Origin of the sequence: Sulfitobacter sp. F26169L (genome assembly GCF_026410285.1) — a bacterium.
Classification (GTDB): domain Bacteria; phylum Pseudomonadota; class Alphaproteobacteria; order Rhodobacterales; family Rhodobacteraceae; genus Sulfitobacter.
The window spans coordinates 385,189-408,638 of record NZ_JAPMLP010000004.1 but is presented as its reverse complement, the minus strand read 5'-3'; the positions used below and the strand labels follow the sequence as shown (position 1 = coordinate 408,638).

General features: G+C 57.4%; 25 protein-coding genes. 8 read left to right on the top strand and 17 right to left on the bottom strand.

Annotated features, from left to right (window positions below; all coding sequences use genetic code 11):
* Positions 1-3: 3 nt before the first annotated feature.
* The 4 genes from hisC to OS189_RS11390 form a co-directional block, all read right to left on the bottom strand.
* On the bottom strand, positions 4-1,086 hold the full coding sequence (gene hisC / locus OS189_RS11405) for a histidinol-phosphate transaminase (RefSeq protein WP_267167431.1): 1,083 nt from the start codon (positions 1,084-1,086) through the stop codon (positions 4-6).
* 157 nt (positions 1,087-1,243) lie between these two features.
* A complete protein-coding gene (gene rpsD / locus OS189_RS11400; RefSeq protein ID WP_267167430.1) occupies positions 1,244-1,864 on the bottom strand; it encodes a 30S ribosomal protein S4 in 621 nt (206 codons plus the stop codon).
* A gap of 223 nt (positions 1,865-2,087) precedes the next feature.
* On the bottom strand, positions 2,088-2,534 hold the full coding sequence (locus tag OS189_RS11395) for a universal stress protein (RefSeq protein ID WP_267167429.1): 447 nt from the start codon (positions 2,532-2,534) through the stop codon (positions 2,088-2,090).
* Between the two features lie 87 nt (positions 2,535-2,621).
* The gene (locus OS189_RS11390; RefSeq protein ID WP_267167428.1) at positions 2,622-3,209 is read right to left on the bottom strand and encodes a DNA-3-methyladenine glycosylase I; all 588 of its coding nucleotides are present in this window, start codon (positions 3,207-3,209) and stop codon (positions 2,622-2,624) included.
* Between the two features lie 111 nt (positions 3,210-3,320).
* Between OS189_RS11390 and OS189_RS11385 the strand changes: the two genes are divergently transcribed.
* From OS189_RS11385 to yddG, 5 genes are all read left to right on the top strand, one after another.
* Positions 3,321-4,163 carry an EAL domain-containing protein gene (locus OS189_RS11385; RefSeq protein WP_416237474.1) on the top strand — a complete coding sequence of 281 codons (843 nt, stop codon included), beginning with the start codon at positions 3,321-3,323 and terminating at the stop codon, positions 4,161-4,163.
* A 139-nt stretch (positions 4,164-4,302) separates the two neighbouring features.
* Complete coding sequence (locus OS189_RS11380; RefSeq protein WP_267167427.1) at positions 4,303-5,478, top strand: acetyl-CoA C-acetyltransferase; 1,176 nt, start codon at positions 4,303-4,305, stop codon at positions 5,476-5,478.
* 72 nt (positions 5,479-5,550) lie between these two features.
* Positions 5,551-6,273, top strand: a complete 723-nt coding sequence (gene phbB, locus OS189_RS11375; RefSeq protein WP_267167426.1) for an acetoacetyl-CoA reductase — start codon at positions 5,551-5,553, stop codon at positions 6,271-6,273.
* 337 nt (positions 6,274-6,610) lie between these two features.
* The gene (gene gcvA / locus OS189_RS11370) at positions 6,611-7,549 is read left to right on the top strand and encodes a transcriptional regulator GcvA (RefSeq protein WP_267167425.1); all 939 of its coding nucleotides are present in this window, start codon (positions 6,611-6,613) and stop codon (positions 7,547-7,549) included.
* A complete protein-coding gene (gene yddG / locus OS189_RS11365; RefSeq protein ID WP_267167424.1) occupies positions 7,546-8,412 on the top strand; it encodes an aromatic amino acid exporter YddG in 867 nt (288 codons plus the stop codon). The genes gcvA and yddG overlap by 4 nt, the downstream gene beginning before the upstream one ends.
* A gap of 1 nt (position 8,413) precedes the next feature.
* Here yddG and OS189_RS11360 read toward each other — a convergent pair whose 3' ends face one another.
* The 3 genes from OS189_RS11360 to OS189_RS11350 all read right to left on the bottom strand — a co-directional run bounded on the left by OS189_RS11360 (position 8,414) and on the right by OS189_RS11350 (position 9,640).
* Positions 8,414-8,578 (bottom strand): YdcH family protein, encoded by a 165-nt coding sequence (locus tag OS189_RS11360; protein ID WP_267167591.1) that lies wholly within the window; start codon positions 8,576-8,578, stop codon positions 8,414-8,416.
* A gap of 109 nt (positions 8,579-8,687) precedes the next feature.
* Positions 8,688-9,428 carry a tRNA1(Val) (adenine(37)-N6)-methyltransferase gene (locus OS189_RS11355; RefSeq protein ID WP_267167423.1) on the bottom strand — a complete coding sequence of 247 codons (741 nt, stop codon included), beginning with the start codon at positions 9,426-9,428 and terminating at the stop codon, positions 8,688-8,690.
* The gene (locus tag OS189_RS11350; RefSeq protein WP_267167422.1) at positions 9,425-9,640 is read right to left on the bottom strand and encodes a putative signal transducing protein; all 216 of its coding nucleotides are present in this window, start codon (positions 9,638-9,640) and stop codon (positions 9,425-9,427) included. Before OS189_RS11350 ends, OS189_RS11355 begins: the two co-directional genes overlap by 4 nt.
* A 54-nt stretch (positions 9,641-9,694) precedes the next feature.
* Between OS189_RS11350 and OS189_RS11345 the strand changes: the two genes are divergently transcribed.
* Positions 9,695-10,693: a polyprenyl synthetase family protein gene (locus OS189_RS11345; protein ID WP_267167421.1), complete on the top strand. Its 999-nt coding sequence runs from the start codon at positions 9,695-9,697 to the stop codon at positions 10,691-10,693.
* On the opposite strand, the gene OS189_RS11340 is transcribed toward OS189_RS11345, so the two are convergent.
* The 4 genes from OS189_RS11340 to OS189_RS11325 form a co-directional block, all read right to left on the bottom strand.
* On the bottom strand, positions 10,677-11,480 hold the full coding sequence (locus OS189_RS11340; protein ID WP_267167420.1) for a 4-(cytidine 5'-diphospho)-2-C-methyl-D-erythritol kinase: 804 nt from the start codon (positions 11,478-11,480) through the stop codon (positions 10,677-10,679). The two genes, OS189_RS11345 and OS189_RS11340, sit on opposite strands and share 17 nt — an antisense overlap.
* Positions 11,470-13,194, bottom strand: a complete 1,725-nt coding sequence (locus tag OS189_RS11335) for a tetratricopeptide repeat protein (RefSeq protein WP_267167419.1) — start codon at positions 13,192-13,194, stop codon at positions 11,470-11,472. The genes OS189_RS11340 and OS189_RS11335 overlap by 11 nt, the downstream gene beginning before the upstream one ends.
* A 124-nt stretch (positions 13,195-13,318) precedes the next feature.
* The gene (locus OS189_RS11330) at positions 13,319-14,623 is read right to left on the bottom strand and encodes a calcium-binding protein (RefSeq protein WP_267167418.1); all 1,305 of its coding nucleotides are present in this window, start codon (positions 14,621-14,623) and stop codon (positions 13,319-13,321) included.
* A gap of 137 nt (positions 14,624-14,760) precedes the next feature.
* The gene (locus tag OS189_RS11325) at positions 14,761-16,413 is read right to left on the bottom strand and encodes an electron transfer flavoprotein-ubiquinone oxidoreductase (protein WP_267167417.1); all 1,653 of its coding nucleotides are present in this window, start codon (positions 16,411-16,413) and stop codon (positions 14,761-14,763) included.
* A 314-nt stretch (positions 16,414-16,727) separates the two neighbouring features.
* Here OS189_RS11325 and greA point away from each other — a divergent pair, with 314 nt between their 5' ends.
* A complete protein-coding gene (greA, locus tag OS189_RS11320) occupies positions 16,728-17,198 on the top strand; it encodes a transcription elongation factor GreA (RefSeq protein WP_267167416.1) in 471 nt (156 codons plus the stop codon).
* A gap of 14 nt (positions 17,199-17,212) precedes the next feature.
* Positions 17,213-18,286, top strand: a complete 1,074-nt coding sequence (locus tag OS189_RS11315) for a hypothetical protein (RefSeq protein WP_267167415.1) — start codon at positions 17,213-17,215, stop codon at positions 18,284-18,286.
* Here the strand turns inward: OS189_RS11315 and OS189_RS11310 are convergent.
* Genes OS189_RS11310 through OS189_RS11285 form a run of 6 tightly spaced genes read right to left on the bottom strand, consistent with a single transcriptional unit; the run spans position 18,283 to position 23,419 of the window.
* Entirely contained in the window at positions 18,283-20,391 is a 2,109-nt protein-coding gene (locus OS189_RS11310; RefSeq protein WP_267167414.1) for a molybdopterin-binding protein, read from the bottom strand. The two genes, OS189_RS11315 and OS189_RS11310, sit on opposite strands and share 4 nt — an antisense overlap.
* Entirely contained in the window at positions 20,391-20,882 is a 492-nt protein-coding gene (mobB, locus tag OS189_RS11305) for a molybdopterin-guanine dinucleotide biosynthesis protein B (RefSeq protein WP_267167413.1), read from the bottom strand. The genes OS189_RS11310 and mobB overlap by 1 nt, the downstream gene beginning before the upstream one ends.
* Positions 20,879-21,481, bottom strand: coding sequence for a molybdenum cofactor guanylyltransferase MobA (gene mobA, locus OS189_RS11300; RefSeq protein ID WP_267167412.1), 603 nt, complete (start codon positions 21,479-21,481; stop codon positions 20,879-20,881). The genes mobB and mobA overlap by 4 nt, the downstream gene beginning before the upstream one ends.
* Complete coding sequence (locus tag OS189_RS11295) at positions 21,478-22,020, bottom strand: YcxB family protein (protein ID WP_267167411.1); 543 nt, start codon at positions 22,018-22,020, stop codon at positions 21,478-21,480. Before OS189_RS11295 ends, mobA begins: the two co-directional genes overlap by 4 nt.
* The gene (locus OS189_RS11290; RefSeq protein ID WP_267167410.1) at positions 22,017-22,541 is read right to left on the bottom strand and encodes a hypothetical protein; all 525 of its coding nucleotides are present in this window, start codon (positions 22,539-22,541) and stop codon (positions 22,017-22,019) included. Before OS189_RS11290 ends, OS189_RS11295 begins: the two co-directional genes overlap by 4 nt.
* The gene (locus tag OS189_RS11285) at positions 22,538-23,419 is read right to left on the bottom strand and encodes a formate dehydrogenase accessory sulfurtransferase FdhD (protein WP_267167409.1); all 882 of its coding nucleotides are present in this window, start codon (positions 23,417-23,419) and stop codon (positions 22,538-22,540) included. The genes OS189_RS11290 and OS189_RS11285 overlap by 4 nt, the downstream gene beginning before the upstream one ends.
* Between the last annotated feature and the right edge of the window lie 31 nt (positions 23,420-23,450).

Below are 23,450 nucleotides of genomic sequence, written 5' to 3'. Positions count from 1 at the left end.
TGATCAGCCTCCCTTGAACTGGCGCACAGCATGGACAATACGGCGACATCCGCTTTCGTCGCCGACCGTAATGCGAAGACAGGCAGGCAGGTTGTATCCGGCCACGCGGCGCACCAGCAATCCTTGCGATTGAAGGTACAGATCACAGGCTTCGGCTTCTTCCCGCGATGCAAAGCGCGCAAGAATAAAGTTTGCCAGCGACACATCCGACGGTACGCCCATTTCCGCCAGCGCATCTGCCATCCATGTCCGCCAGCGCGCATTTTCGGCGCGGCAGTGGTCGATGTAGGCGACGTCGCGCACCGCTGCTTCGGCAGCAGCAAGGGCCGCAGTGCTGACATTGAACGGGCCCCGCACGCGGTTGAGAACGTCAATCACGTGCGCAGGGCCGTACCCCCAGCCCACGCGCAGACCGCCAAGACCGTAAATCTTTGAAAACGTGCGGGTCATTACCACGTTCTGGCGCGCATCGACCAAGGCTGCCCCGCCGTCATATCCTTCGACATATTCGGCATAGGCGCCGTCAAGTACCAGCAGAGCCTGCGGTGGCAGCGCCTCTGCCAGCCGCGCAATATCGGCGGATCCGATCATTGTGCCTGTCGGGTTATTCGGGTTTGCTAGAAAAACCAGTCGGGTTTTGTCGGTACAAGCGGCAAGGATCGCATCTACGTCGGTGACCCGCTCATGTTCCTTCACCTCTACCGGTGTCGCGCCCGCAGCCAGTGCAGAAATGCGATACATTGCAAAGCCGTGTTCAGTATGGATGACTTCGGTGTCGGGGCCGGCATAGGCCTGACACAGAAACGCGATGATTTCATCAGAACCGGCGCCACAAATTATGCGTTCGGGGTCAAGCCCGTACACCTTTGCGATCGCGCCGCGCAACGCAGAGTGGTCCCCGCTGGGATAACGGTGCATCTCTCGACCCATCCGTTCATACGCTCTGATCGCTGCTTCGGACGGACCGAAAGGGTTCTCGTTCGAGCTGAGCTTGAGCACATTGTCATGACCGGCCACATGCGATGCACCACCCTGATACAGGGCGATATCCATAATACCGGGTTGGGGCGTGATCTGTTGTTTCATATCGGGGCTCTTTGATTGCACAGTGCCTTTTACCCGCTCATTCGCCCTTCAACCACCCGCGAAATTCACCCCCCGCCAACAGTGCCCTTTAAACAGAAAAACGCCCCGCCGGAAATCCGGCAGGGCGCTTGTAAAATATGCTGTGTGCTGGCGAAGATTAGTTCTTCGCGTAGAATTCCACAACGAGGTTCGGTTCCATAACAACAGGGTATGGCACGTCGCCCAGCGCAGGCGTGCGTACAAACGTCGCTGTCATCTTGGAGTGATCGACGTCAAGGTAGTCAGGCACATCACGCTCGGCCAGCTGTGTGGCTTCGATCAGTGCAACCATCTGCTTGGAGCGGTCACGCACTTCGATCACGTCACCCTCTTTTACGCGGTAAGACGGGATGTTAACCAGTTTGCCGTTTACGCGCACGTGACGGTGGTTCACGAACTGGCGTGCCGCAAATACTGTTGGAACAAATTTGGCACGGTACACAACCGCGTCAAGACGGCGCTCGAGCAGACCAATCAGGTTTTCACCTGTATCGCCTTTTACACGCTCGGCTTCGCCGTAAATGCGGCGGAACTGCTTTTCGGTCAGGTCGCCGTAGTAGCCTTTCAGCTTCTGCTTGGCGCGCAACTGGATACCGAAATCGGAAATCTTGCCTTTGCGGCGCTGGCCGTGCTGGCCGGGGCCGTATTCACGACGGTTTACTGGTGACTTTGGACGGCCCCAGATGTTTTCGCCCATACGGCGGTCAATTTTATGCTTGGCAGCGGTGCGTTTGGTCACGGCTGTTCTCCTTCAAATGGCCCCATGCGGGGCGGTAAAGGGCGTTGTCCTCTGCGTTTTCACGCCGACAGGGTTCCTCTCGCGAGGTCCACCAACACCAACAGGTGCGCCTCTACTATGATCTAGAAGACAGTGTCAATGCGCCAGACCGTAAAACAAGGCAATTGTGCAAACGGCAGAAATATCCTGACACAAATTTTATTCGACGCAGTTACTTGGGCTGTCACAAAACCGACAAGGTCGCGCACTTCGCCAAATGACTGATGCTTTGTGAAGTGCTGCCCTGCACGAGGGCACCAAGACTGCCCAAACCGCGCCGTCCGGTCACTATCAGGTCTGCGCCACATTTTTCCGCGTAAGCAACAATCAATTTTGCAGGATCGCCGACCTCCTGATAGGTGTGAACGTCAGTCTGCCCACATTCAGCAGCTACTGCCTCAGCCCTACTCAGCAACTTCTCACCGGCCGCACGTACTTCGCTTTGCGACGGCATGGTCGTTGCAACTGCATAAGCGGAAACCGCCCCCATCGCAAAGGCGACTGTCTGCGGCTGGGGTGTATGCACGAGATGCAATTCAGAACTATATTTCCCCGCAAGATCACACGCCACACGCAGAGCAGCTTCAGACATGTCCGAGCCGTCAATGCCGACAACAATTTTGTTAAACATTTTGTGTCCTTTCAGGAATTGATATGCCTGAGCTTAACAGCTTCCCGCACATGATACATTGACCTGTATCAACTTCGCCCCGGTCGCCTATCTTGCCATTGCTGCGCATTCTTTATGTCTTGGGCAGCCGATCAGATGATCGTTGACCAATCCGCAGGCTTCCATCCAAGCGTACACAATAGTCGGACCGCAGAATTTGAAACCTGCTTTCTTCAGGTCTTTGGATACCCGCTCTGACAGTTCAGTTTTGGGCGGCACATCGGATTGCAGTTCAAACCGGTTTTGCAAAGGCGCGCCACCGACGTAGTTCCACATGAATTTGTCAAAGCCGCCCCGAGCCTCGATCCGCTGCCATGCTCGCGCATTTGTGATCGCGGCCTCGATCTTGCCGCGGTGGCGAATGATCCCTGCATTGCCCAGCAAACGCTGCACATCAACCTCGCCCCAGTTCGCAATCACATCGGGATCAAACCCTTCAAACGCCTCACGGAATGAGTCTCGCTTCTTCAGGATCGTGATCCAGCTTAGCCCCGCCTGGAATCCGTCAAGGATCAGCTTTTCCCACAAGGCGCGGCTGTCATATTCCGGCACCCCCCATTCGGCATCGTGATAATCGATATAAATCGGTTCGGGTCCCGCCCAGTCACATCGCGTGGGGTCTTGTCTATCTGTCATGCAGCCCTCCTTCATTCGCTACATTTGGCACAAAATTAGACGTTTAACATCTTATTAGCGGCTGAGGCCCAATGTTCTGAAAACGCGCAGCGCAGAACAAAGGATGCTCCCGTGAAAGGCAATTCCAAACGCCAGATGGCCGATATTCCGGCTGGTGCCTACAATCCGCTTGAATTTGCCGTCACACGGCAGGCGCAAAGCACGGTGGACATGGTGAAAGAGGCGATTTCACACAATCAAACCCTGCTCGCGTTCCAGCCGGTGATGCGCACAAGCGCGCAACATCAGGTCGGATTTTACGAGGGTCTGATTCGCGTGCTGGACCCGACAGGGCGGGTTATTCCGGCGGGTGACTTTATGAATAAAATTGAAGACACGGAAACGGGCCGCGAGATTGACGTGCTGGCGTTGCGCCACGGGCTGAACAACCTCAGGAAAAACCGTGCTTTGCGGCTGTCGATAAACATGTCCGCACGGTCGATCGGCTATAAACCGTGGATGAATTGCCTCAATCGCTTCCTGAATGAAACGCCCGAACTGGGAGAGCGACTTATTCTGGAGATTACCGAAGCCTCGGCAATGATGGTGCCAGAATTGGTAACATCCTTCATCCACAGGCTTCAACAGAAAGGTATCTGTTTTGCGATGGATCATTTTGGTTCCGGCTCGATGACGATCCGGTACTTCAAAGATTTCGATTTCGACATCCTCAAAATCGACGGACAGTTCATTCGCGGTATCTCAAAATGCCCTGACTTATTGGCGTTGACGCGCGCGCTTCATGCGATTGCGCAGGAACTGGGGATGCTCACGGTGGCAGAGTCGGTCGAAACCGTCGACGATGCGGCGGTCGTGACACAAATCGGGATAGACTGCCTGCAAGGCTATTACTTTGCCGCACCAACGACACAGCCGGACTGGCTGCGCCCACCCAAAACCGAGAGGCGCGCCTGACCCGTCCACTCTCACCTTGCTTGCCGCGCCGCACGCCATGCGGTATCTAAGCGACCAAGGTGGAGACGGTGCGGCGCGATCTTTCGTGGAATTGGCCTGATGTTCTCCACTGTTTGTCATATCAAGAGGACAGTTTTACATGACCAATGTCGTTATCGCCTCCGCTGCCCGTACTGCCGTTGGCAGCTTCGGCGGCTCTTTTGCAAATACCCCTGCTCACGATTTGGGCGCTGCAATGCTGAAAGAAATCGTATCGCGCGCGGGTATCGAAGCTGCCGAGGTGTCCGAAACCATTCTGGGGCAGGTACTGACCGCCGCACAGGGTCAGAACCCGGCTCGTCAGGCGCATGTCAACGCGGGCCTGCCGATCGAATCCGCGGCATGGTCTGTCAACCAGGTCTGCGGGTCCGGTCTGCGCGCCGTTGCGCTTGCGGCTCAGCACATCCAGTTGGGCGATGCCGATATCGTTGCGGCGGGCGGTCAGGAAAACATGACCATGTCACCCCACGCACAGAACATGCGCGCCGGTCAGAAAATGGGCGATATGAAGCTTATCGACACAATGATCAAAGACGGCCTGTGGGATGCATTCAACGGCTACCACATGGGCCAGACCGCCGAAAACGTGGCCGCCAAGTGGGAAATCAGCCGCGACCAACAGGATGAATTCGCCGTCGCGTCCCAAAACAAAGCCGAAGCCGCGCAAAAAGCAGGCCGTTTCCAGGACGAGATTTTTGCCTACACTGTTCCGGGTCGCAAGGGTGATACGATTGTCGACGCAGATGAATACATCCGCCACGGCGCGACGATGGATGCGATGGCAAAACTGCGCCCTGCATTTACCAAAGACGGTTCCGTCACTGCTGCAAACGCATCCGGCCTGAACGACGGCGCGGCAGGCGCCCTATTGATGAGCGCGCAAAACGCTGAAAAGCGCGGCATCGAGCCTTTGGCGCGGATTGCGTCATATGCCACCGTCGGCCTTGACCCCACCATCATGGGTGCAGGCCCGATCTATGCATCGCGCAAGGCACTGGAAAAGGCCGGCTGGAAAGCTGACGATCTGGACCTTGTCGAAGCCAACGAAGCGTTTGCCGCACAAGCGTGCGCGGTGAACAAGGACATGGGCTGGGATCCGGCGATTGTTAACGTCAACGGCGGTGCAATTGCAATCGGCCACCCTATCGGCGCATCCGGCGCGCGCATCCTCAACACCTTGCTGTTCGAAATGAAGCGCCGTGGCGCCAAAAAGGGTTTGGCGACTTTGTGCATCGGTGGCGGGATGGGTGTTGCTATGTGCCTCGAACGCCCTTAAACAGGTCGGGCGCGCAACATTGTTGCGCGTCAACGCCTTAACCGGCAATAACGTTATTATCGGGAGAATGAAATGTCGCGTGTCGCACTTGTTACCGGAGGCAGCCGCGGAATCGGCGCAGCAATTTCCAAGGAATTGAAAGAAAAAGGGTATACTGTTGCAGCAACCTACGCTGGCAACGACGAGGCCGCTGCTGCCTTCACGGAAGAAACGGGCATCAAAACGTATAAATGGAACGTCGCCGACTATGACAGCTCCAAAGACGGGATAGCGAAGGTCGAAGCCGATCTTGGCCCGATCGAGGTTGTCGTTGCCAATGCGGGCATCACCCGTGACGCACCGTTCCACAAAATGACACCCGAACAGTGGCACGAAGTGATCGACACAAACCTGACTGGCGTTTTCAATACGATCCACCCCATCTGGCCCGGCATGCGCGAGCGTAAATTTGGCCGCATCGTCGTGATTTCATCCATCAACGGACAGAAAGGACAGTTTGCGCAGGTAAACTATGCCGCAACCAAAGCGGGTGATCTGGGCATCGTAAAATCGCTGGCCCAAGAGGGCGCGCGCGCCAACATCACCGCCAACGCCATCTGCCCCGGATACATCGGAACAGATATGGTTATGGCCGTACCGGAGAAAGTGCGGGAAAGTATTATCGCACAGATACCCGCAGGCCGTCTGGGTGAGCCAGAAGAGATCGCGCGCGCGGTTTCCTTCCTTGTTGCCGACGACGCCGGCTTTATCAACGGCTCCACCATTTCGGCCAATGGCGCGCAATTCTTCGTCTGATCCATAGACCTGCTTCAGAACGTATCGGGGCCGGTGGAAATATCCACCGGCCCCGCTTATTCCGTAAGACGGCGTGCACACCGCCAGCGGAAAACCTAACGCCGCGCGGGATTGCGCAGCCACGCAAAGAACTCTGCAATCATGCGGCCACGTACAGCATGTGCATTATCGATTGCGGCTCGTGCTGCGGGATTTGTGGTTACTTCAAACATTTTCCACCTCCTGACGGGGATCACCTTCGGATCAGTTGACCTTTTCTGGCCTCAATCTGACCTGAAAACAAAAAACTGACAAACGAGACTTTCCAACCAATCAGATAAGATTTACTTATGTGAAGATGTCCAGCCGCCTGCCTCCGCTTACCGCCCTGCGTGCCTTTGACGCTGCCGCACGCCATATGTCGTTTGCGTTGGCAGCCTCCGAATTGAACGTGACGGCCGCTGCGCTTTCGTTCCAGATTAAGTCACTTGAACAACATCTTGGGGCGCCGCTGTTTCACCGCCTCAACCGCGCGGTAGAGTTGACAGAAGCCGGCCTTGCCCTGCGTCAAGGCGCGGCGGAGGGGTTTCAGACACTGGAAGCCGCATGGCGCGCAGCATTGCGCACCCAAGACACCAAGACGTTAACCATCACCGCAGGCCCCGCATTCACTGCAAAATGGCTTGCGCCACGCCTGTTCGAATTCGCCCAAGCCCATCCCGACGTTGAACTGCGCTTTGCCGCGTCGCTACAGCGTGCGGATCTAACACGCGACAATGTTGATGTGGCAATCAGGTTCAGCAAGACCGCCACGCCGGATCTGTATTCGATCCCGCTGGCCGAAGAATGGGTGATGCCGGTTATGACGCCCGCACTGGCCGCGCAATACCCGACCCCCGAAAGCCTGAAAGAAGCCCCCATTATATTTGACGACTCAATCCGCATAATAACGCCTCGCGTGGGCTGGACGGAGTGGTTTGCGGCTGTGGGCCTCCCGTACTCGCCCACGCTGGGGCCGCGGTTTTCGCAGGCAGATCACGCCATCGACGCCGCGCTGGCGGGTGCCGGCGTGGTACTCGGCCGTCATGCGTTGATTGTAAAAGACATCGCAGATGGACGGCTGGCAGCCCCTTTCCCGACCGCACTTGCCACAGGCGCACATTTCAGTTTCCTGTGTCTGAAAGGCATGGAAAGCCGCCAGCAGATTGCTGTATTTCGTGACTGGATGCTGGACGAATTCAGAAAAACCGATCACATCACAAAATCCCTGACCATAGTGGAGCTACCCGAAACATGAGCCGGACCAGCGCAACCGCCATCGGCTTTGTCGCCGTGTTACTCTGGGCGCTGTTGGCGCTTTTCACTGTCGGGTCCGCCCCAACCCCGCCCTTGTTGCTCAACACACTCAGCTTTGGCATTGGCGGGGGTGTCGGGCTGGTCTGGGCGTGGGCAACGGGCAGTGCCGCGCAAATGCAAGCGGTTCCGCTGCGCGTCTATGCCTTTGGCGCGATTGGTCTGCTTGCCTATCACCTGCTTTACTTTTCGGCGCTCAGGCTCGCTCCTGCCGCCGAGGCGGGCCTCATTGCATACCTCTGGCCCCTGCTTATTGTCGTCTTTTCGGGGCTGCTGCCGTCGGAAAGGTTGCGCGCAGGGCATATCATCGGTGCGCTATTGGGTTTTGCAGGGGCGGCGATCATCATTTCAGGTGGTGGCGCGGGATTGAGCGGTGAATATCTGTCCGGCTATTTGCTCGCGTTACTCGCGGCATTCACTTGGACAGGGTATTCGGTGCTTTCGCGTATGGTCGGCTCGGCCCCGACTGCCAGTGTGGCGATCTTTTGCCTTGTGACATCAGCTTTATCGCTGCCGCTCCACCTGATCTTTGAAGAAACCGTCCTCCCATCAACGGTTGTCGGATGGGCCAGCATTGCTGGCCTGGGGCTGGGGCCCGTCGGCTTTGCATTTTACGTCTGGGATATCGGATGCAAGAGGGGTGACATCCAGCTTTTGGGCACCAGCTCTTACGCCGCCCCCTTGCTGTCAACACTTGTGCTTGTTCTGGCGGGTATTGCCGAACCCAGCACGACCCTGCTCTGGGCGGCGATGCTGATCACCGGCGGCGCGCTGATTGCAGCGCGCGCCAGCTTTGCGTCGGAATAATCTAGTCTGACAGTTTTGTAATCTGTTCTTTCAGACGCATCTTTTGCTTTTTCAAGTCGGCTATTTTCAGGCCGTCGACGCCGGGCGCACGTTGAGCTTGTTCAATCGCCTCGCTCATGTCGTGGTGCTTTTTCTTCAACGTCTCAAGATGTGCATTTATGGACATACTTCCTCCGGTTGCTAAATCTGCAAGTTCACTCAAGCATGATCCACATATGAAGTCACGCCGCTATGCAGCATAACGCCATTGTCGGTAAACAATTGCTTAACGCAGATCAGAAATTCAGCGGCGCACCTGCACGCAAGGCGTCCCGAACGGGCGCGGTGTATTGATCCCCGTCCTGATGGTGGTCGCCGCGGTGCAAAATCAGCGGGGCGGACAAGCGAAAATCCGCCCGACCGGACTTGCGAGCGCGCAGGATTACCCGCTCGGCTGCGCGGCCTGTACGCGCCGCGATGGGCAGGACCTCTATACTGCCCATGTCGCTTGGCAATGCTGCCAGCAAATCGGGCAGACGCTCTGCACGGTGGATGACATGCAGATATCCTTTCGGGGCCAGCCGTTTCGCGCCAGTCTTGATCCATAACGCCAGCGGCGTCTGCTCGCCCAGTGCCGCCTCGCGTGCGGGATCATTCGCCGCGATGGACGCATCGCGCCGCCAGTAGGGCGGATTGGCAAGGACGTGGTCGAATTGCCGCTGCCGCAACGTCAACGGCATGGCCGCAATGTCTGCGGTTACCACCTCAAGCGCCGCCCCGCCGTTGCGCGCGGCAAGTGCGGCATAGGCTTCTTCACGCTCGACCCCGGTCAGGCTCAGGCCGGACACACGCGCGCCCAAACACAAGATCGCGGCACCCACACCGCAGCCCAGTTCCAGCACCCGCTGGCCTGAAACCGCTGGTATAGTGGCCGCAAGCAACACAGGATCGACGCCCGCGCGATACCCGCGTTGTGGTTGCAGCAAATGCAACAGCCCGCCCAGAAAGGCGTCACGGCTCAGCTCTTCGTCACTCATAAGCCCAGCGGAATGTCATTATCACGCATTACACGCGTCGCCGCATCATGATCATCTGCGCGCACCATGAGGCGGCGCGGGAAAATTCCGATGCCGCCTTCGAGGATGCTCATATTTACGTCCATCTGAAAGCAGGCTATATCCTCGCCCTGCAATAGAGCTGAAGCAAATGCGATGATCGTAGGATCTGTACTGCGTAAAAGTTCTTTCATAGCAGTGATGTAATCCGGGGCCGGTCCCCTTGTCGAGCGCTAGGATGTTGAAAGATGACCAGTGAGAAGAGCCAAAAACCCCACGACCGCCTCGCCGCTGCCCTGAGCAGCGATCTGGAGGCTGTCAGCGCCCTCATTCGTGAGCGGATGGCGTCAGAACACGCGCCGCGTATTCCCGAGGTGACAGCTCATCTGGTTGAGGCTGGCGGCAAACGCCTGCGCCCGATGCTGACGCTCGCTGCGGCAACAATTTGCGGGTACACCGGCCCCTATCACATCCATCTGGCCACGACGGTTGAATTCATCCACACCGCCACATTGCTACACGATGATGTCGTGGACGAAAGTGCGCAGCGCCGTGGCCGCCCTACGGCTAACCTGTTGTGGGACAACCAGTCATCGGTGCTGGTGGGTGATTATCTGTTTGCACGCAGTTTTCAGTTGATGACCGAACCCGGCTCGATGCGGGTCATGCGTATCCTGTCCAACGCTGCCGCCACCATCGCAGAGGGTGAGGTGCTACAGCTTACGGCCGCGCAAAATCTGGCAACAGATGAGGGCGTTTACCTGCAAGTGGTGCGCGGCAAAACTGCCGCTCTGTTTTCCGCCGCAACCGAAGTCGGCGGTGTCATCGCAGACGCCCCCGAAGCGCACGTAAAGGCGCTGTTTGATTATGGCGATGCACTGGGCATCGCATTCCAGATTGTTGATGACCTTCTGGATTATCAGGGGCAGGCAGATGCAACCGGTAAAAACATCGGTGATGATTTCCGCGAGCGTAAGCTGACCCTGCCCGTGATCAAGGCGGTTGCCTTGGCCGATAAAGAAGAGCGCGCATTCTGGAGCCGCACAATCGAGCGCGGCAAACAAGGAGATGGTGATCTGGAACAAGCTTTGGCGCTCCTGCACAAACACGACACTCTGCGCGCGACACAGGACGATGCGTTGGGCTGGGCAAACAAGGCAAAACAGGCACTGGCCCCCCTGCCCGAACATGAGATCAAGGACATGTTGGTTGATCTGGCCGACTACGTGGTCAGCCGAATAAGCTGATCAACCTTCCTGACGCAACCCACCAGTCGGGATGGGCCTGCGCAATGCGTGCGGCGGCTGTTGATGCACTTTCTGCGTAAAGGCCGAAACATGTTGCGCCGGAGCCTGACATCCGCGCGATGAGCGCATCATCCAATGCCTCCAGCACTGTATCGATTTGCGGCGCAATCACACGCGCCGGTTTCTCCAGATCATTACGCTGGCAACGCAGCCAGTCACAAAATTCAACCGCATTTGAAAATGTCGGTAATTCGCCCGACATGGGCGGATTTCGCTTGCTGTTCAGCGCATCGAAAACCTGTTTGGTCGGGACAATTACTTTTGGATTAACCAGAACAACCTGAATATCTGGAATTGGCTTAAGCGTCTCAAGCACATCACCTATGCCCGCCATACGCTGTGGTATGGAGCGCAGGCACACAGGTACATCAGCGCCCAGCGCGATTGCGTCCACACCGGCCCCGAACGCGCGCAGAACCGCTGCCGCATCGGCAGAACCGCCGCCGATTCCGGCTCCGTGCGGCAGGTTCTTCTCCAACCGGATCCTGCCACACCATCCGGCGAGGTCGGCCGCCTGCCAGACCAAGTTACGCGCGTCTGTCGGCACACCCTTTGCAAACGGGCCGGAAACATCGATGCGCATATCCGGTGCCGAATCAAACCACAGCCGATCGCCTATGTCGGCAAAGGCGACCAGACTGTCCAGCAGGTGATATCCGTCATCACGCTGGCCGGTTACATGCAGCGAGAGATTGATTTTGGCGGGGGCAAACGCCTCAGTCGTCATTGGCAACCTTTAGCGGTTTTGCGCCTTCTTCTTTTAGCACCGCATCCAGACCGATTTCCAGCTTGCGGCGAATGCGGTCAGGGTCGGCTTCGGTATCGGTCTGGGTAAACTTGATGAATGATAGCGCGCGTTTCCATTGAAACCGTGCTTCGCGGGTGCGTCCAACGGCCCAGTACACATCGCCCAGATGATCATTGACCACCGGATCGACGGCTTCCAGCTCTACGGCGCGTTCCATCTGCACGACGGCCTCGTCATAGCGGCCAAGCCGATAATACACCCAGCCAAGACTGTCGACGATATAGCCGCTGTCGGGGCTTGCAGCGACAGCGCGCTCGATCATCTCCAGCGCCTCATCCAGCTTGCGCTGCTCTTCCACCAGCGAGTAACCCAGATAGTTCAACACCTGCGGCTGATCGGGGTTGATCGCCAGCGCGGCACGAAAATCTTCTTCGGCTGCCACGGAATCCCCATCGCGGGAGTAGGCAATACCGCGCGAAAAATGCAAAATCCATGCGCGGGAATCGTCGTCATCGGTCAATTCCAGCGCGCGGGTATACGCGGCAATCGCGGCCTGATCCTCATCCTGCGCGCGCAAGGTGTCACCCAGCGTTGAATGTACCACAGCAAGATCACCATGAGTGCGCGCAAGTTGCTCCAGCACCTCAATCGCCTGATCGGCCTTTTCAAGACGCCGCAACGCAGCGGCACGGCCCAGTTCCGCCACATGGTAGGCTGGATCGTCGGCACTGACGCCGCGGTATTCGTCAATCGCCAGTTTGTACTGGCCCAGATCTTCCAACAAGTTGGCTGTCATCAGCAGTGCATCCACATGCTCAGGGCGCAAATACCGCGCTACACGGGCGTATAACAGCGTGTAATAGTCGCTCGCCTGTTCAGCGCGCAGCAAGGCAGCAAAAGTATAAAAGACTTCGGCCAATCCTGCGCGCGCAGTCGGGGCGTGGGTAAAGGGCAGTTTCTCGCCTGCATTCAGCTTTTCGATCAGGATGTCCAGTTCGGGGTCGGTGGCGCCATTGAATGTCTCGTCAATCAGCTTGACTGCATCCGCGTTGCGCCCCAGCTGGGACAATACCTCGGCATAAGCCATCACACCGCGCCGCGTGCGCGCCGCAGCGCCCAGCGCGTCACTTTCAAACAGCGCAACAGAGTCGGCGTAACGGCCGACAGTCCCTAGCGCCAAAGCCTTATGCAGTGAGACAACACCACGCATTCCCGCATCCGTTGATATCGCGTCAAACTGGGCGAGCGCCGCGTCTACATCGTCGGTGCCAACCAGCGCCCATGCCTTGACCAACCCGTCCAGCCACGGGCTGATCCCTTCAGTCTGGACTTCCTGTGCAGCCAGTTCGCTGTACTTCCCATCGTTAACAAGGTTCGCGGTCATCACCATGCGCGCCACCTGAGAGCGTTGGCCAGCCGCCAAAATCGCTTCGCTGAGTGGTAGCGCTTTCTCTACCTCCCCAAGGGCCAGATAGGCCAACGCTGCACCGTCCTTCAGTTCCAAGTTGTCGGGATCGCGTGCAAGCGCGGTGGCAAAATACTGCGATGCAACGGCGTAGTCATTGCCCGCCGCCGCGCTGCGCCCCGCCAGATAGGCGCCCGCAAGCGAGTCAGCAAAGGTGGGCGCAGGGGTTGCCATAGCCAATGCCAGCCCAAGAGCCACCGCGCTTACAGATGTCAGAAAAATTCGCATGTGCTCTAGCCTCGTTATTTTGAGCTTCAAGCTATCATTTTTATGCGTCCGCGCAATGGCGCAGACCGACCGGACAAGGCGAGGTTTTGCCCAATCCGGTCACGTTGTCGCGCGTTGGCGTGTTTTACAGCATCAATTCGAAGGTATCACTGCCAATGCCCAGCGTGATGCTATCATGAGCGGCTCCATCCACCAGCGCCCAGATGATCTGGCCCGTCGGCTTATAGATCACAAACGCCTCGTCCGTGGCGTCATCTCCGGCGCCTGCCGTGTTTGTGGTATTCACCTGAAACTGCGCCAGAGTCGCGTCACCACCGAATTTCAGAATATCATCCGCAGAAAAATCCTGAATCCAGTCGCTGCCGTGATCATAGATGCCAATATGAAAGAAGGTATCCGCGCCAGTGCCACCGTTCAGCCGATCATATCCAAAGCCGCCGTTGATAAAATCATCACCCGCGTTGCCAAAAATAACATCGCCAAGGGCACCGCCGGACAGATGGTCATCACCGCTGTTTCCCACCACAGTATCACCGCCAAAACCGCCGATGATCGTATCGTTGCCGCCACCGCCGTTCAGGTCATCGTTGCCGTAACCGCCGTCAATACTGTCATTCCCGCTCTCGCCATAAACGACATCCCTGAGGTCGTTGATTTCCCAATCATCACCGCCGCCGATTATCCTATCATCTCCATCGCCAGCTTGAATTGTGTCGCTACCCAATCGGCCAAAAATCAAATCGGCCTCTGCGGTGCCCGTCAGAAGATCATTCTCATCAGTTCCGTTAAAATATGTATTCAACACTGTAATAGGAGGCATTTCTATTAATTCAGCCATACCTTCCTGATCAGTGTAGGTGATTTGAAGGGATAATTCTTGAGGTTCCCCATACGCCCGATCAGGAATGTAACTTTGGCCACCGTTCAGAAAAGTGCCAACTGGAGCTGGTCCCCCGTTGATTAGCCACTGATATCGAAAAGGACCAAGACCATCCAAATCCTGAATATCAGAAACATCAACGGAAATTTCCCTTCCCGGAACCGCATCACCGATATAGCTGACCTCACCAGTCGGGCGGTCATTGTTTTTGATGGTCACCTCGACCAGTTTCGAATTGCTACCATTCCTGAAAGAAACTCCGGAAAGCTGGACCGAAACAAAGAAAGTCTCATCCTCTTCGGCCAAATTGTCAGCGAATGTTGCAAAGGGCATCGAGATTGTTCGCCCCGTTGTGCCAGTAGTCGATACAGATACAGAACCGTGACCGGCTGTGACTGAATAGTCCTCGGCAGAGGCCGTCCCCATCTCTGTGACAGCCTCGTATTGGTACTGAAAAGATATTTCGCGAATTTCTTCAACGCGCAGATATAATGCCCCTTCGTGCCCTTCTGCGACTTCGAGATCCTCAATCAAATGTGCAACTGCCACGGATTTTACCTTCCCAAAATAAAATTTGGGAAAGATTAAACATAAACTGACAGGGCAAGTAAACGATCTTGGTCAACACACAAATAAGGGCGTAGCATTTGCCGCTACGCCCCTTCCATGACCGGCTTGGATGAAGTTTACATATTCGGATAGTTCGGACCGTCCCCGCCTTGTGGCGTGGTCCATACAATGTTCTGCGCAGGGTCTTTGATATCGCAGGTTTTGCAATGCACGCAGTTCTGGAAGTTGATGACAAAGCGTGGATCCTTGCCCGCCTCTTCGACAAACTCATACACCCCCGCAGGGCAATAGCGCGCTGACGGGCCCGCGTATTTCGGCAGGTTCACTTCCACCGGTACGGACGCGTCTTTTAGCGTCAGGTGGGCTGGCTGGCTTTCTTCATGGTTGGTAAATGAAAACGCAACGTTGGTCAGGCGGTCAAAGCTCAGCGTGCCGTCCGGCTTTGGATAGTCTATCTTTTCGTGCTTTTCGGCAAGTTCGGTCACTTCGGCGTCGGATTTGCCGTGGCCTAATGTGCCCAGCAGAGAACCACCGAACAGCGTGTTGCACCACATGTCAAATCCGCCAATCGCCAGTGACGCGGTAAGGCCGTATTTCGACCACAGCGGCTTGACGTTGCGCACCTTGTACAGGTCTTTGCCAATTGCGCCATCGCGGACTTCTTTTTCATAGTCGGGCAGTTCATCACCAGAACGGCCTGCCTTGATCGCCGCATGAGCCGCCTCTGCTGCTGCCTTGCCGGACAGCATCGCATTATGGTTGCCCTTGATACGGGGCACGTTGACCATCCCGACCGAACAGCCCAGCAGCGCGACACCGGGTGCAACCATTTTCGGCATCGACTGGTATCCGCCCTCGGTAATGGCGCGGGCGCCATATGCGACACGTTTACCGCCCTTCAACAATTCGGCCACCATAGGGTGATGTTTGAACTGCTGGAATTCCATATAGGGGAACACATGCGGATTTTTGTACCCTAGGTGGACCACAAAACCGACGTAAACCTGATTGTTCTCAAGATGATAAATGAAGGATCCGCCGCCGGCTTTCTTGCCCAGCGGCCAGCCCATGGTGTGGGTCACAGACCCCTCTTTATGCTTGGCAGGGTCAATCTCCCAGATCTCTTTCATTCCGAGGCCGTATTTCTGCGGCTCCTTGCCCTTGGCAAGGTCGAACTTTTCAATCACCTGTTTAGACAGGCTGCCGCGCACGCCTTCGCCAAGGAAAACGTATTTGCCGTGCAACTCCATCCCCGGCTCATAGCTGTCGCCTTTGGTGCCATCGGCGCTGATCCCGAATTCACCCGCGACAACGCCTTTGACTTCGCCATTGTCACCATAGACGATTTCCGAACAGGCCATACCGGGGAAGACTTCCACGCCCAGCGCCTCGGCCTGCTCTGCCATCCAGCGGCAAACATTGCCCATGGATACGATGTAATTGCCGTGGTTGTTCATCAGCGGGGGCATTGGAAAGTTCGGGATACGGATTTCGCCGGAAGCGCCGAGCATATAGAAATTGTCCTCAACCACCGGAACATTCAGCGGTGCGCCTTTCTCTTTCCAGTCGGGCATCAACGCATCAAGCCCGCACGGGTCTAGCACTGCACCCGACAGGATGTGCGCCCCCACTTCGGAGCCTTTTTCCAACACGACCACATTGCAATCGGCATCCAATTGTTTCAGACGGATCGCCGCTGACAAACCCGCAGGGCCTGCCCCTACGATTACAACATCGTATTCCATCGCTTCGCGTTCAATCTCGGCCATAGCAGGCGCTCCCTATCCGTGAAAAACCGTTTTATCTGAGGTATCGGTTGCCATGGGTGTTTGCAATCACGACGAGGCGTTAAATTACTCTTGAGCAGCTGTTTTTGGTCTATCGGGCGGCAAAATACGCCAAATCCCCGTAATTTCACCAATGCTGCTCCGTAATCGGCGCCCACCGTCTCGGCGAAACCACGCCAGCGCTGCGGCCTTATCCGCTTGCATTTGGCGCGCAAGTTGGGTCAGGTAACAGGCAACGCAAACACGCGCCCCGAACCACCTTCGGGGCGCGCCTTAGTATTACGGACACGACTACCATGGAAAAAATCCCGATGACCCGCGGGGGCCACACGGCCCTTGAGACAGAGCTAAAGCACCTGAAAACGGTCGAGCGTCCTGCCATCATCAAAGCGATTGCAGAAGCGCGCGAGCATGGGGATTTGTCCGAAAACGCCGAATACCACTCGGCGAAAGAAAAGCAGTCCTTCATCGAAGGGCGTGTAAAGGAGCTTGAAGGCGCGATTTCGCTGGCGGATGTTATCGATCCTGCAAAGCTTTCCGGTGCGATCAAGTTCGGCGCAACCGTGACGCTGGTGGACGAAGACACCGACGAAGAAAAAACCTACCAGATCGTTGGCGAATACGAAGCCAACATCGAAAAAGGGCTGCTTAACATCAAATCCCCCATTGCGCGCGCTCTGATCGGCAAGGAAGAAGGCGATAGCGTCGAGGTTCGCACCCCTGGGGGTCAGAAGTCTTATGAAATCCTCAAGATTGTATTCGCCTGAGAAGAGCGCGCACCATGTCTGACGCATCACCACCAGAACCACAGCGGCCCCGCCTACAGGCGGGTGCAGCGCGTTCGGGCAAATCAAAACCGGCAAACGCGCGCCCGACGCCGCTAGGCATCTATGACAAGGCACGCCCCGACGGTGTGACCGGAATCGAAGTTGTCGCCGTTGTGCTGTCGGCAGTCTGGCTGCTGGGGTGTCTGGTGTTTTTTGTGTTCATGCCTCAGGCACCCGCACCTGATGGTCAGGGCGGGCTGCGTTTTCTGATGACCATGCTTGCGGTATTTATGCCCGTTGCGATGATCTGGGTCGCGGCAACAGCCGCGCGCGCCAGCCGCGTTATGCGGGAGGAAAGCCAGCGCTTGCAGGCCGCCATTGATGCAATCCGCCACGCATATATCGCCCAACAACAAGGCGGCAGAATATCAACAGAACCTTCGGTCAGCCGCAAACTGGATGAAATTGCCGCCGCCACGCGCAAGACGGAAACCGCGCTTGCAACGTTTTCGACCCGCCGTGAGGAAAACAAGCGTGCCGCCGCGCCCGCCATTGCCCCCGCTGCGGAAGACCAGCCAACGCTGGCCCTCGGTACGCAGAGTGTGGATATGACACCGCCGCTGGAACATGACGATCTGATCCGCGCGTTGAACTTCCCCGAAACCGCTGAAGACGAAGCAGGCTTTGCCGCCCTGCGTCGCGCGATGAAAGACCGCAATGCGGCACAGCTTATTCAGGCCGCGCAGGACATTCTGACGCTCCTCAGTCAGGACGGAATTTACATGGACGATCTGCGACCGGACCGCGCCCGCCCTGAAATCTGGCGCATGTTTGGCCAAGGTGCGCGCGGACGGCCGATCGCGGCACTAGGTGGCATCCGCGATCGCTCCTCCCTTGCGCTGACAGCGGGCCGGATGAAGCAAGATCCGATTTTCCGCGATGCCGCGCACCATTTCCTGCGCCGTTTCGACAAACTGTTCGCAGAATTTGAAAAAATCGCCGATGACGCAGAGATTTCTGCCATGGCTGATACACGAACCGCGCGCGCATTCATGTTGCTTGGTCGCGTGGCAGGGACGTTTGACTAAATCCCGAAGCTGGCGAAGGGAATAAACCGCACCATATCGCCAGATTGGACAACGCGTGCGGGTTCTTCCAGTTCAACCAGGCCTTCAGCCCAACTCAGCCCGCTGATCCGTCCGGACCCTTCCGATGCAAACACTTCGGCCTGCCCGTTCCGCATGCGTGCGCGCAGGTATTCGCGCCGCCCTGCTTTCTTTCGTTTGCTAAATGCAGCGGGCACATCAAACCCTTGCGGCGCACTCCACCCTGCGCCAGCCAGTTGTGCCAAGGCAGGGCGTGCAAATACCAGCGTGCAGACCAGCGCCGCCACCGGATTGCCGGGCAATCCGAAAACAGGCACACCACTCCACATGCCAAGCGCCAGCGGACGCCCCGGCTTGATCGCGATACGCCACACTGACAACGCGCCAGCGTCTTCCAGCAAGGCGGAAACGTGGTCTTCGTCCCCCGCTGACGCACCGCCGCTGGTCAGTATCGCATCGACGCGCGGTGCCGCACTGTCCAGCATTTTCCCCAATGCTTCGCGATTGTCAGGCGCGCGGCCCAGATCAATGGCGTCGTGGCCTAACTGCCCTAACAGCGCCAATAGCATCGGGCGGTTCGCATCATAAATCTGCCCTTCCGCTGCCGGATTACCGGCCTCGACCAATTCATCCCCTGTTGACAAGACACCCACCCGCAAGGGAGCGCGCACAGCAACTTGTGCCCTGCCCGTTGCCGCCAGCAACGCCAGATCGGATGGCGTGATGCGTCTGCCCGCGTGCAGAATGGTAGCACCTGCTTTCACGTCCTCTCCGGCGCGGCGGGTATTTGCCCCCTGTTTTAGCGGGCCATGAAAGGTGATACTGTCATCCTTTACCAGCACGTCTTCTTGTAAGATTACGGTATCAACACCCTTGGGCAGCGCCGCGCCCGTCAAAACACGGATCGCGGCCCCCTCGGCAACCGTTTTCGGCGCATCGCCTGCCGCCGCGCGCCCTCGCGTCAGGGGCAATCGATGAATACCTTCACCCCGACCGCCTGCAAAACCATATCCGTCAACCGCCGAATTCGGGTGGGGCGGATTGGCACGTGTGGCGCGTATATCATCCGCAGCGATCCGCCCGCATGCCTGATCAAGTGGTAGATCAATTACCGAAGTCACCGGGGAAAGCCGGGCGCGCAGCATCGAAAGGGCTTCGTCCACCGGCGTCCAATGCACACCTTGCGGCAAGGCAAAGCAGTCATCGCGGATGGGCGGCACCACAGGCCCGGCGTCGTTCAACTCTTCCGACAGGCCAGCGCCCAAAATCCAAGCCTCCTGCGCCGCGATGTCAGGGATATCGGCCATATGCGTGGCCAGACGGGCCGCTGGCAATCGTGCCAGCGCATCTGCCAGCAGGCGCACCTGAACACGGTCGCGGATACTGTCCGCGCCATTTTTCGCCAGCTCTGCTTTCACAGCTTTCTCAATCACGCCGGGCCAGATTTCCGCCAGCACGACGGCGCTTTCCTCCCACCGCTCAAACGGCCAGACCCGCACGTCACCCAACCTGCGCAACCGATTGAGAACCGGAAGCCCCATCAGCACCTGCCCGCCGACAGTGGGTGGAAACGCGAGTTGGAAACAAGACGATGACGCCTTTGCAACCACGTCACATCTGCGTTTTTCCGACATGATGTCGAAACTGACCCCGATTTTGCGGTAGGGCAAGGCAGGCCATCGGTCTTTGTGTGATTTGCCCCAGAATGGACCCAAACCTGCGAATTTTTCGTTAAGGATCTCAGCGACATCGTAGCGGTTGTTGCTGCCATCAGGCGCATCCGTGATATGCGCCTCAAGCCAGTCCCACATCGCAAACGGATCGTCCGAGCCTGTGACACGGCGGCAAAACCCCTTCGGGTAGCCAAACGGAAAATCAAAGGTGCAAAGCAGGCGGCGACCGGCGGCCTGCTCATCCGATATCAACTTTGAAATTACCGATTCTGCATCGTGGCGCGAACGACAATAAACCGGCTCCTGACTTGCGCCTTTACGGTTTATTCCCAGCCAGATTGAATCCTTTCGCGGCGTCGGACCTGCCCGTTTTCCCGCTGACCAGTCCACAACAACAAAGGTATCGAACGGCATCACAACCCCACCTCGAACAGTATGAAATCGGCAATCGCAGCCGTGTCATCCAGATTGAAAACCTGGCGGTCACTATTTAGCACCGTATCACTGGCAATGGCGCGAATAGTCGGATCATCCGGCGCGATCAGGGGGTTTCCCGTCACTGCGCGGTGGGCTTCAACTTTGGGGTGGGCATCGCGTTTATACCCCTCAACCAGCACGAGATCGACAGGCGCAAGCTGCGTCAGCAGTGTATCCAGCGACGGCTCCGGTGTGCCGCGCAATTCATGCATCAGAGCGGTGCGGCTTTTGGAGGCCAACAACACCTGCGATGCGCCTGCTTCGCGGTGGCGGAAACTGTCCTTTCCAGGATGGTCCACATCGAAACTGTGATGGGCGTGTTTGACGGTCGAAACCGTGAATCCCCGGCCGGTGATTTCAGACACCAACCGCTCCATCAATCCTGTCTTGCCTGCATTTTTCCAACCGACAATACCATAGACCTTCATAACATCGCCTCTGCGCGGGCAAGATCATCGGGCGTGTTGACGTTAAAGAATGCGTCCTCTTGCGGAAATAGCGCCTCCCGCCCGCCGTGCATATCTGTCCAGAGAACAACCTTGCGCAATCCGTCGTGAAGCGCATCACGCAGATCATCACGCAGCGCGACAGGCCACAAACCGAATGTGGGATGGCGCGCGCGGCCCCGCTTTGCGTCAGGTGTTGCAGCCAGAACCAGCGGATGTTTCATCCCTTCGGACGCCAGTAAAAGCTGCGGCACCAGATCGCAGGGGAAAAACGGTGTATCGGCGGCGGCAGTCACAATCGTGTCCGCGCCCTGCGCAGCGGCCCAATCCATCCCTGCCAGCACACCCGCTAGCGGGCCGACAAAACCTGAAACACTGTCGGCAATAACCGGCATACCCAAATCTGCGAACCGCGCGGCATCGCCGTTCGCGTTCAGCGCAATACTTGCCACCTGTGGCGCCAGACGCGCCTCAACCCGCGACAGCAGGCTCTGCCCCCCCAGCAGGCGCATCCCCTTGTCACCACCGCCCATGCGCGTGGCCTGCCCCCCAGCTAGAATGATTCCGAAAGGTTGCTTCATCGTGAATCCTCCAGCCATTTTGTTGTGTCCAACTCAAACGCACCAATCTGTGCCGCGCTTTCAAACGCGTGAAGCGGAATTGACGGGCGATTGCCGCCGACCCAGATGACAAATCCCTTTTTCGTCTTGGTAATGCCTTCGACACCTGCCCAATCAATCTGTGATTGGAAATGCCTGCTGCGGGTTTGCACACCTGCTTGATCAACGGTCATCTCAATCTCCCCCTGATTGATCCGCGTGGCGAGTATTTGGCGAACCATCATGGGAAGCGTGACGAATATGCTGCCGAAAATTGCGATATACGAAAGCGCCAATCCCACAGCAGTCCCCCAATGTGCAAAGGTTGGCGTACCGGTCAGCAGATGCGAGGCAAGGTACCCGACACTGACACCCCCAAGCAGCAACAGCACACAATGCAGCCAACGCAGAATTTTCGCGGCAGTCAATCCGGGTACTTTAACCACCGGAGGAGCGACGCGCAGCGACGCTTCCAGCGCCTTGGCGTCCTGATGAAAACGGAACACATAAACCGGATTCATCCTGCCTCCTCGATCCAGTGCTTCAGATCGGCCCTGAATACATCGGGTGAAGTACCCGCAGGTAGCGCCATATCAGGCACCGGAAAGACGGACGCACCAGAGCGTAGAACACTAGCACCGCGCATCGCAAAGGCATCCTCGTAACAGCGCCAATCCGTTGTGCCCGTGCTGATATCAGTCACAGGGGCCACATTCTGCTTGGAAGATTCTGCGTGAACCACACCTTGACGGGCTAAGGCCTCGTTGGCGCCCCGCTTCAATCTGGCGGTGCTTATTTTGTGAGATACAGCCCAGAAAGCAATAGCCGCGCAAAAGCCGGACGTGGCGGAAAACAGCATCTTCCTGTTTGCAAAATCGGTTCGAAGCAACGTCAGGACGACGCCCACCAGCACCACATATCCCAACGCCCCCACGCCAAAGCGACCCAGCTTTTCCGCGCGGCTGCGCAGGGGGGTGGCCCATGACACCATCGCACGATTCTGCATTTCAGGTGTCAGGACATATGAGAGAGCGTAACTCATTGTGCGCTCTTGCGGCCTGCCCGCTTCGGCTCTTCTGCAACTGTGGCAGGATCGGCGTCTCGCAACAGGCGATCCTCGCCCGACAGGCAGATGAAGCGCCGCCCCTTCATACGCCCGATCAGGGTAAGGCCGAGTTGCTGCGCAATCTCCACGCCCCACGCCGTAAACCCCGAGCGGGACGCAAGTACCGGAATACCCATCATCGCCGTCTTGATCACCATTTCAGAGGTCAGCCGCCCTGTCGTGTATAGGATCTTATCCGCTGGTCCGACACCTTCGGACAGCATCCAGCCCGCGATCTTGTCAACGGCGTTGTGGCGCCCGACGTCCTCCATATAGACCAGCGGCCGATCCGCGCAGCACAGGACGGTGCCATGGATCGCACCCGCCTGCAAATATAGGCTCGGCGTGCGGTTGATTTTGGCAGATAGCGCATACAGCCAGGAGGTGCGCACAGAAGTTTGCGGCAGCACCACGCCCTCCAACCCCTCCATCATATCCCCAAAGACAGTGCCAACCGCACAGCCGCTGGTGCGGGTCTTTCGGCGCATCTTGTCTTCGTAATCGGTCTGGCGGGCGGTGCGCACCACAACTGTTTCAAGTTCTTCGTCGTAATCCACGCGTGTGATTTCATCATCCGCACGCAGCATCCCCTGATTGCGCAGAAACCCCAACGCCAGATAATCAGGGTAATCCCCAATCGTCATAGCGGTTACAATTTCCTGACTGTTGAGGTAGATCGTCAGCGGCCGCTCCTCCACGACATTGATGTCGCAGGGGGCGCCATTCTGGTCCAGCCCCGTCACACGGCGGGTCAGACGCGCCGCGGCAGGATCAGGCGCGATCAGATAGTCGGACAAATCATCGAGTTCAGCCAATTGCACCCCCTGTGGCAACACGCTACGCAGT

Excerpts from the sequence above, each read along its gene's own strand:
- hisC (WP_267167431.1), bottom strand. The coding sequence starts at position 1,086 with ATGAAACAACAGATCACGCCCCAACCCGGTATTATGGATATCGCCCTG.
- OS189_RS11395 (WP_267167429.1), bottom strand. The coding sequence starts at position 2,534 with ATGTTTAACAAAATTGTTGTCGGCATTGACGGCTCGGACATGTCTGAA.
- OS189_RS11390 (WP_267167428.1), bottom strand. The coding sequence starts at position 3,209 with ATGACAGATAGACAAGACCCCACGCGATGTGACTGGGCGGGACCCGAA.
- OS189_RS11380 (WP_267167427.1), top strand. The coding sequence starts at position 4,303 with ATGACCAATGTCGTTATCGCCTCCGCTGCCCGTACTGCCGTTGGCAGC.
- phbB (WP_267167426.1), top strand. The coding sequence starts at position 5,551 with ATGTCGCGTGTCGCACTTGTTACCGGAGGCAGCCGCGGAATCGGCGCA.
- gcvA (WP_267167425.1), top strand. The coding sequence starts at position 6,611 with ATGTCCAGCCGCCTGCCTCCGCTTACCGCCCTGCGTGCCTTTGACGCT.
- yddG (WP_267167424.1), top strand. The coding sequence starts at position 7,546 with ATGAGCCGGACCAGCGCAACCGCCATCGGCTTTGTCGCCGTGTTACTC.
- OS189_RS11360 (WP_267167591.1), bottom strand. The coding sequence starts at position 8,578 with ATGTCCATAAATGCACATCTTGAGACGTTGAAGAAAAAGCACCACGAC.
- OS189_RS11355 (WP_267167423.1), bottom strand. The coding sequence starts at position 9,428 with ATGAGTGACGAAGAGCTGAGCCGTGACGCCTTTCTGGGCGGGCTGTTG.
- OS189_RS11350 (WP_267167422.1), bottom strand. The coding sequence starts at position 9,640 with ATGAAAGAACTTTTACGCAGTACAGATCCTACGATCATCGCATTTGCT.
- OS189_RS11345 (WP_267167421.1), top strand. The coding sequence starts at position 9,695 with ATGACCAGTGAGAAGAGCCAAAAACCCCACGACCGCCTCGCCGCTGCC.
- OS189_RS11340 (WP_267167420.1), bottom strand. The coding sequence starts at position 11,480 with ATGACGACTGAGGCGTTTGCCCCCGCCAAAATCAATCTCTCGCTGCAT.
- OS189_RS11335 (WP_267167419.1), bottom strand. The coding sequence starts at position 13,194 with ATGCGAATTTTTCTGACATCTGTAAGCGCGGTGGCTCTTGGGCTGGCA.
- OS189_RS11325 (WP_267167417.1), bottom strand. The coding sequence starts at position 16,413 with ATGGCCGAGATTGAACGCGAAGCGATGGAATACGATGTTGTAATCGTA.
- greA (WP_267167416.1), top strand. The coding sequence starts at position 16,728 with ATGGAAAAAATCCCGATGACCCGCGGGGGCCACACGGCCCTTGAGACA.
- OS189_RS11315 (WP_267167415.1), top strand. The coding sequence starts at position 17,213 with ATGTCTGACGCATCACCACCAGAACCACAGCGGCCCCGCCTACAGGCG.
- OS189_RS11310 (WP_267167414.1), bottom strand. The coding sequence starts at position 20,391 with ATGCCGTTCGATACCTTTGTTGTTGTGGACTGGTCAGCGGGAAAACGG.
- mobB (WP_267167413.1), bottom strand. The coding sequence starts at position 20,882 with ATGAAGGTCTATGGTATTGTCGGTTGGAAAAATGCAGGCAAGACAGGA.
- mobA (WP_267167412.1), bottom strand. The coding sequence starts at position 21,481 with ATGAAGCAACCTTTCGGAATCATTCTAGCTGGGGGGCAGGCCACGCGC.
- OS189_RS11295 (WP_267167411.1), bottom strand. The coding sequence starts at position 22,020 with ATGAATCCGGTTTATGTGTTCCGTTTTCATCAGGACGCCAAGGCGCTG.
- OS189_RS11290 (WP_267167410.1), bottom strand. The coding sequence starts at position 22,541 with ATGAGTTACGCTCTCTCATATGTCCTGACACCTGAAATGCAGAATCGT.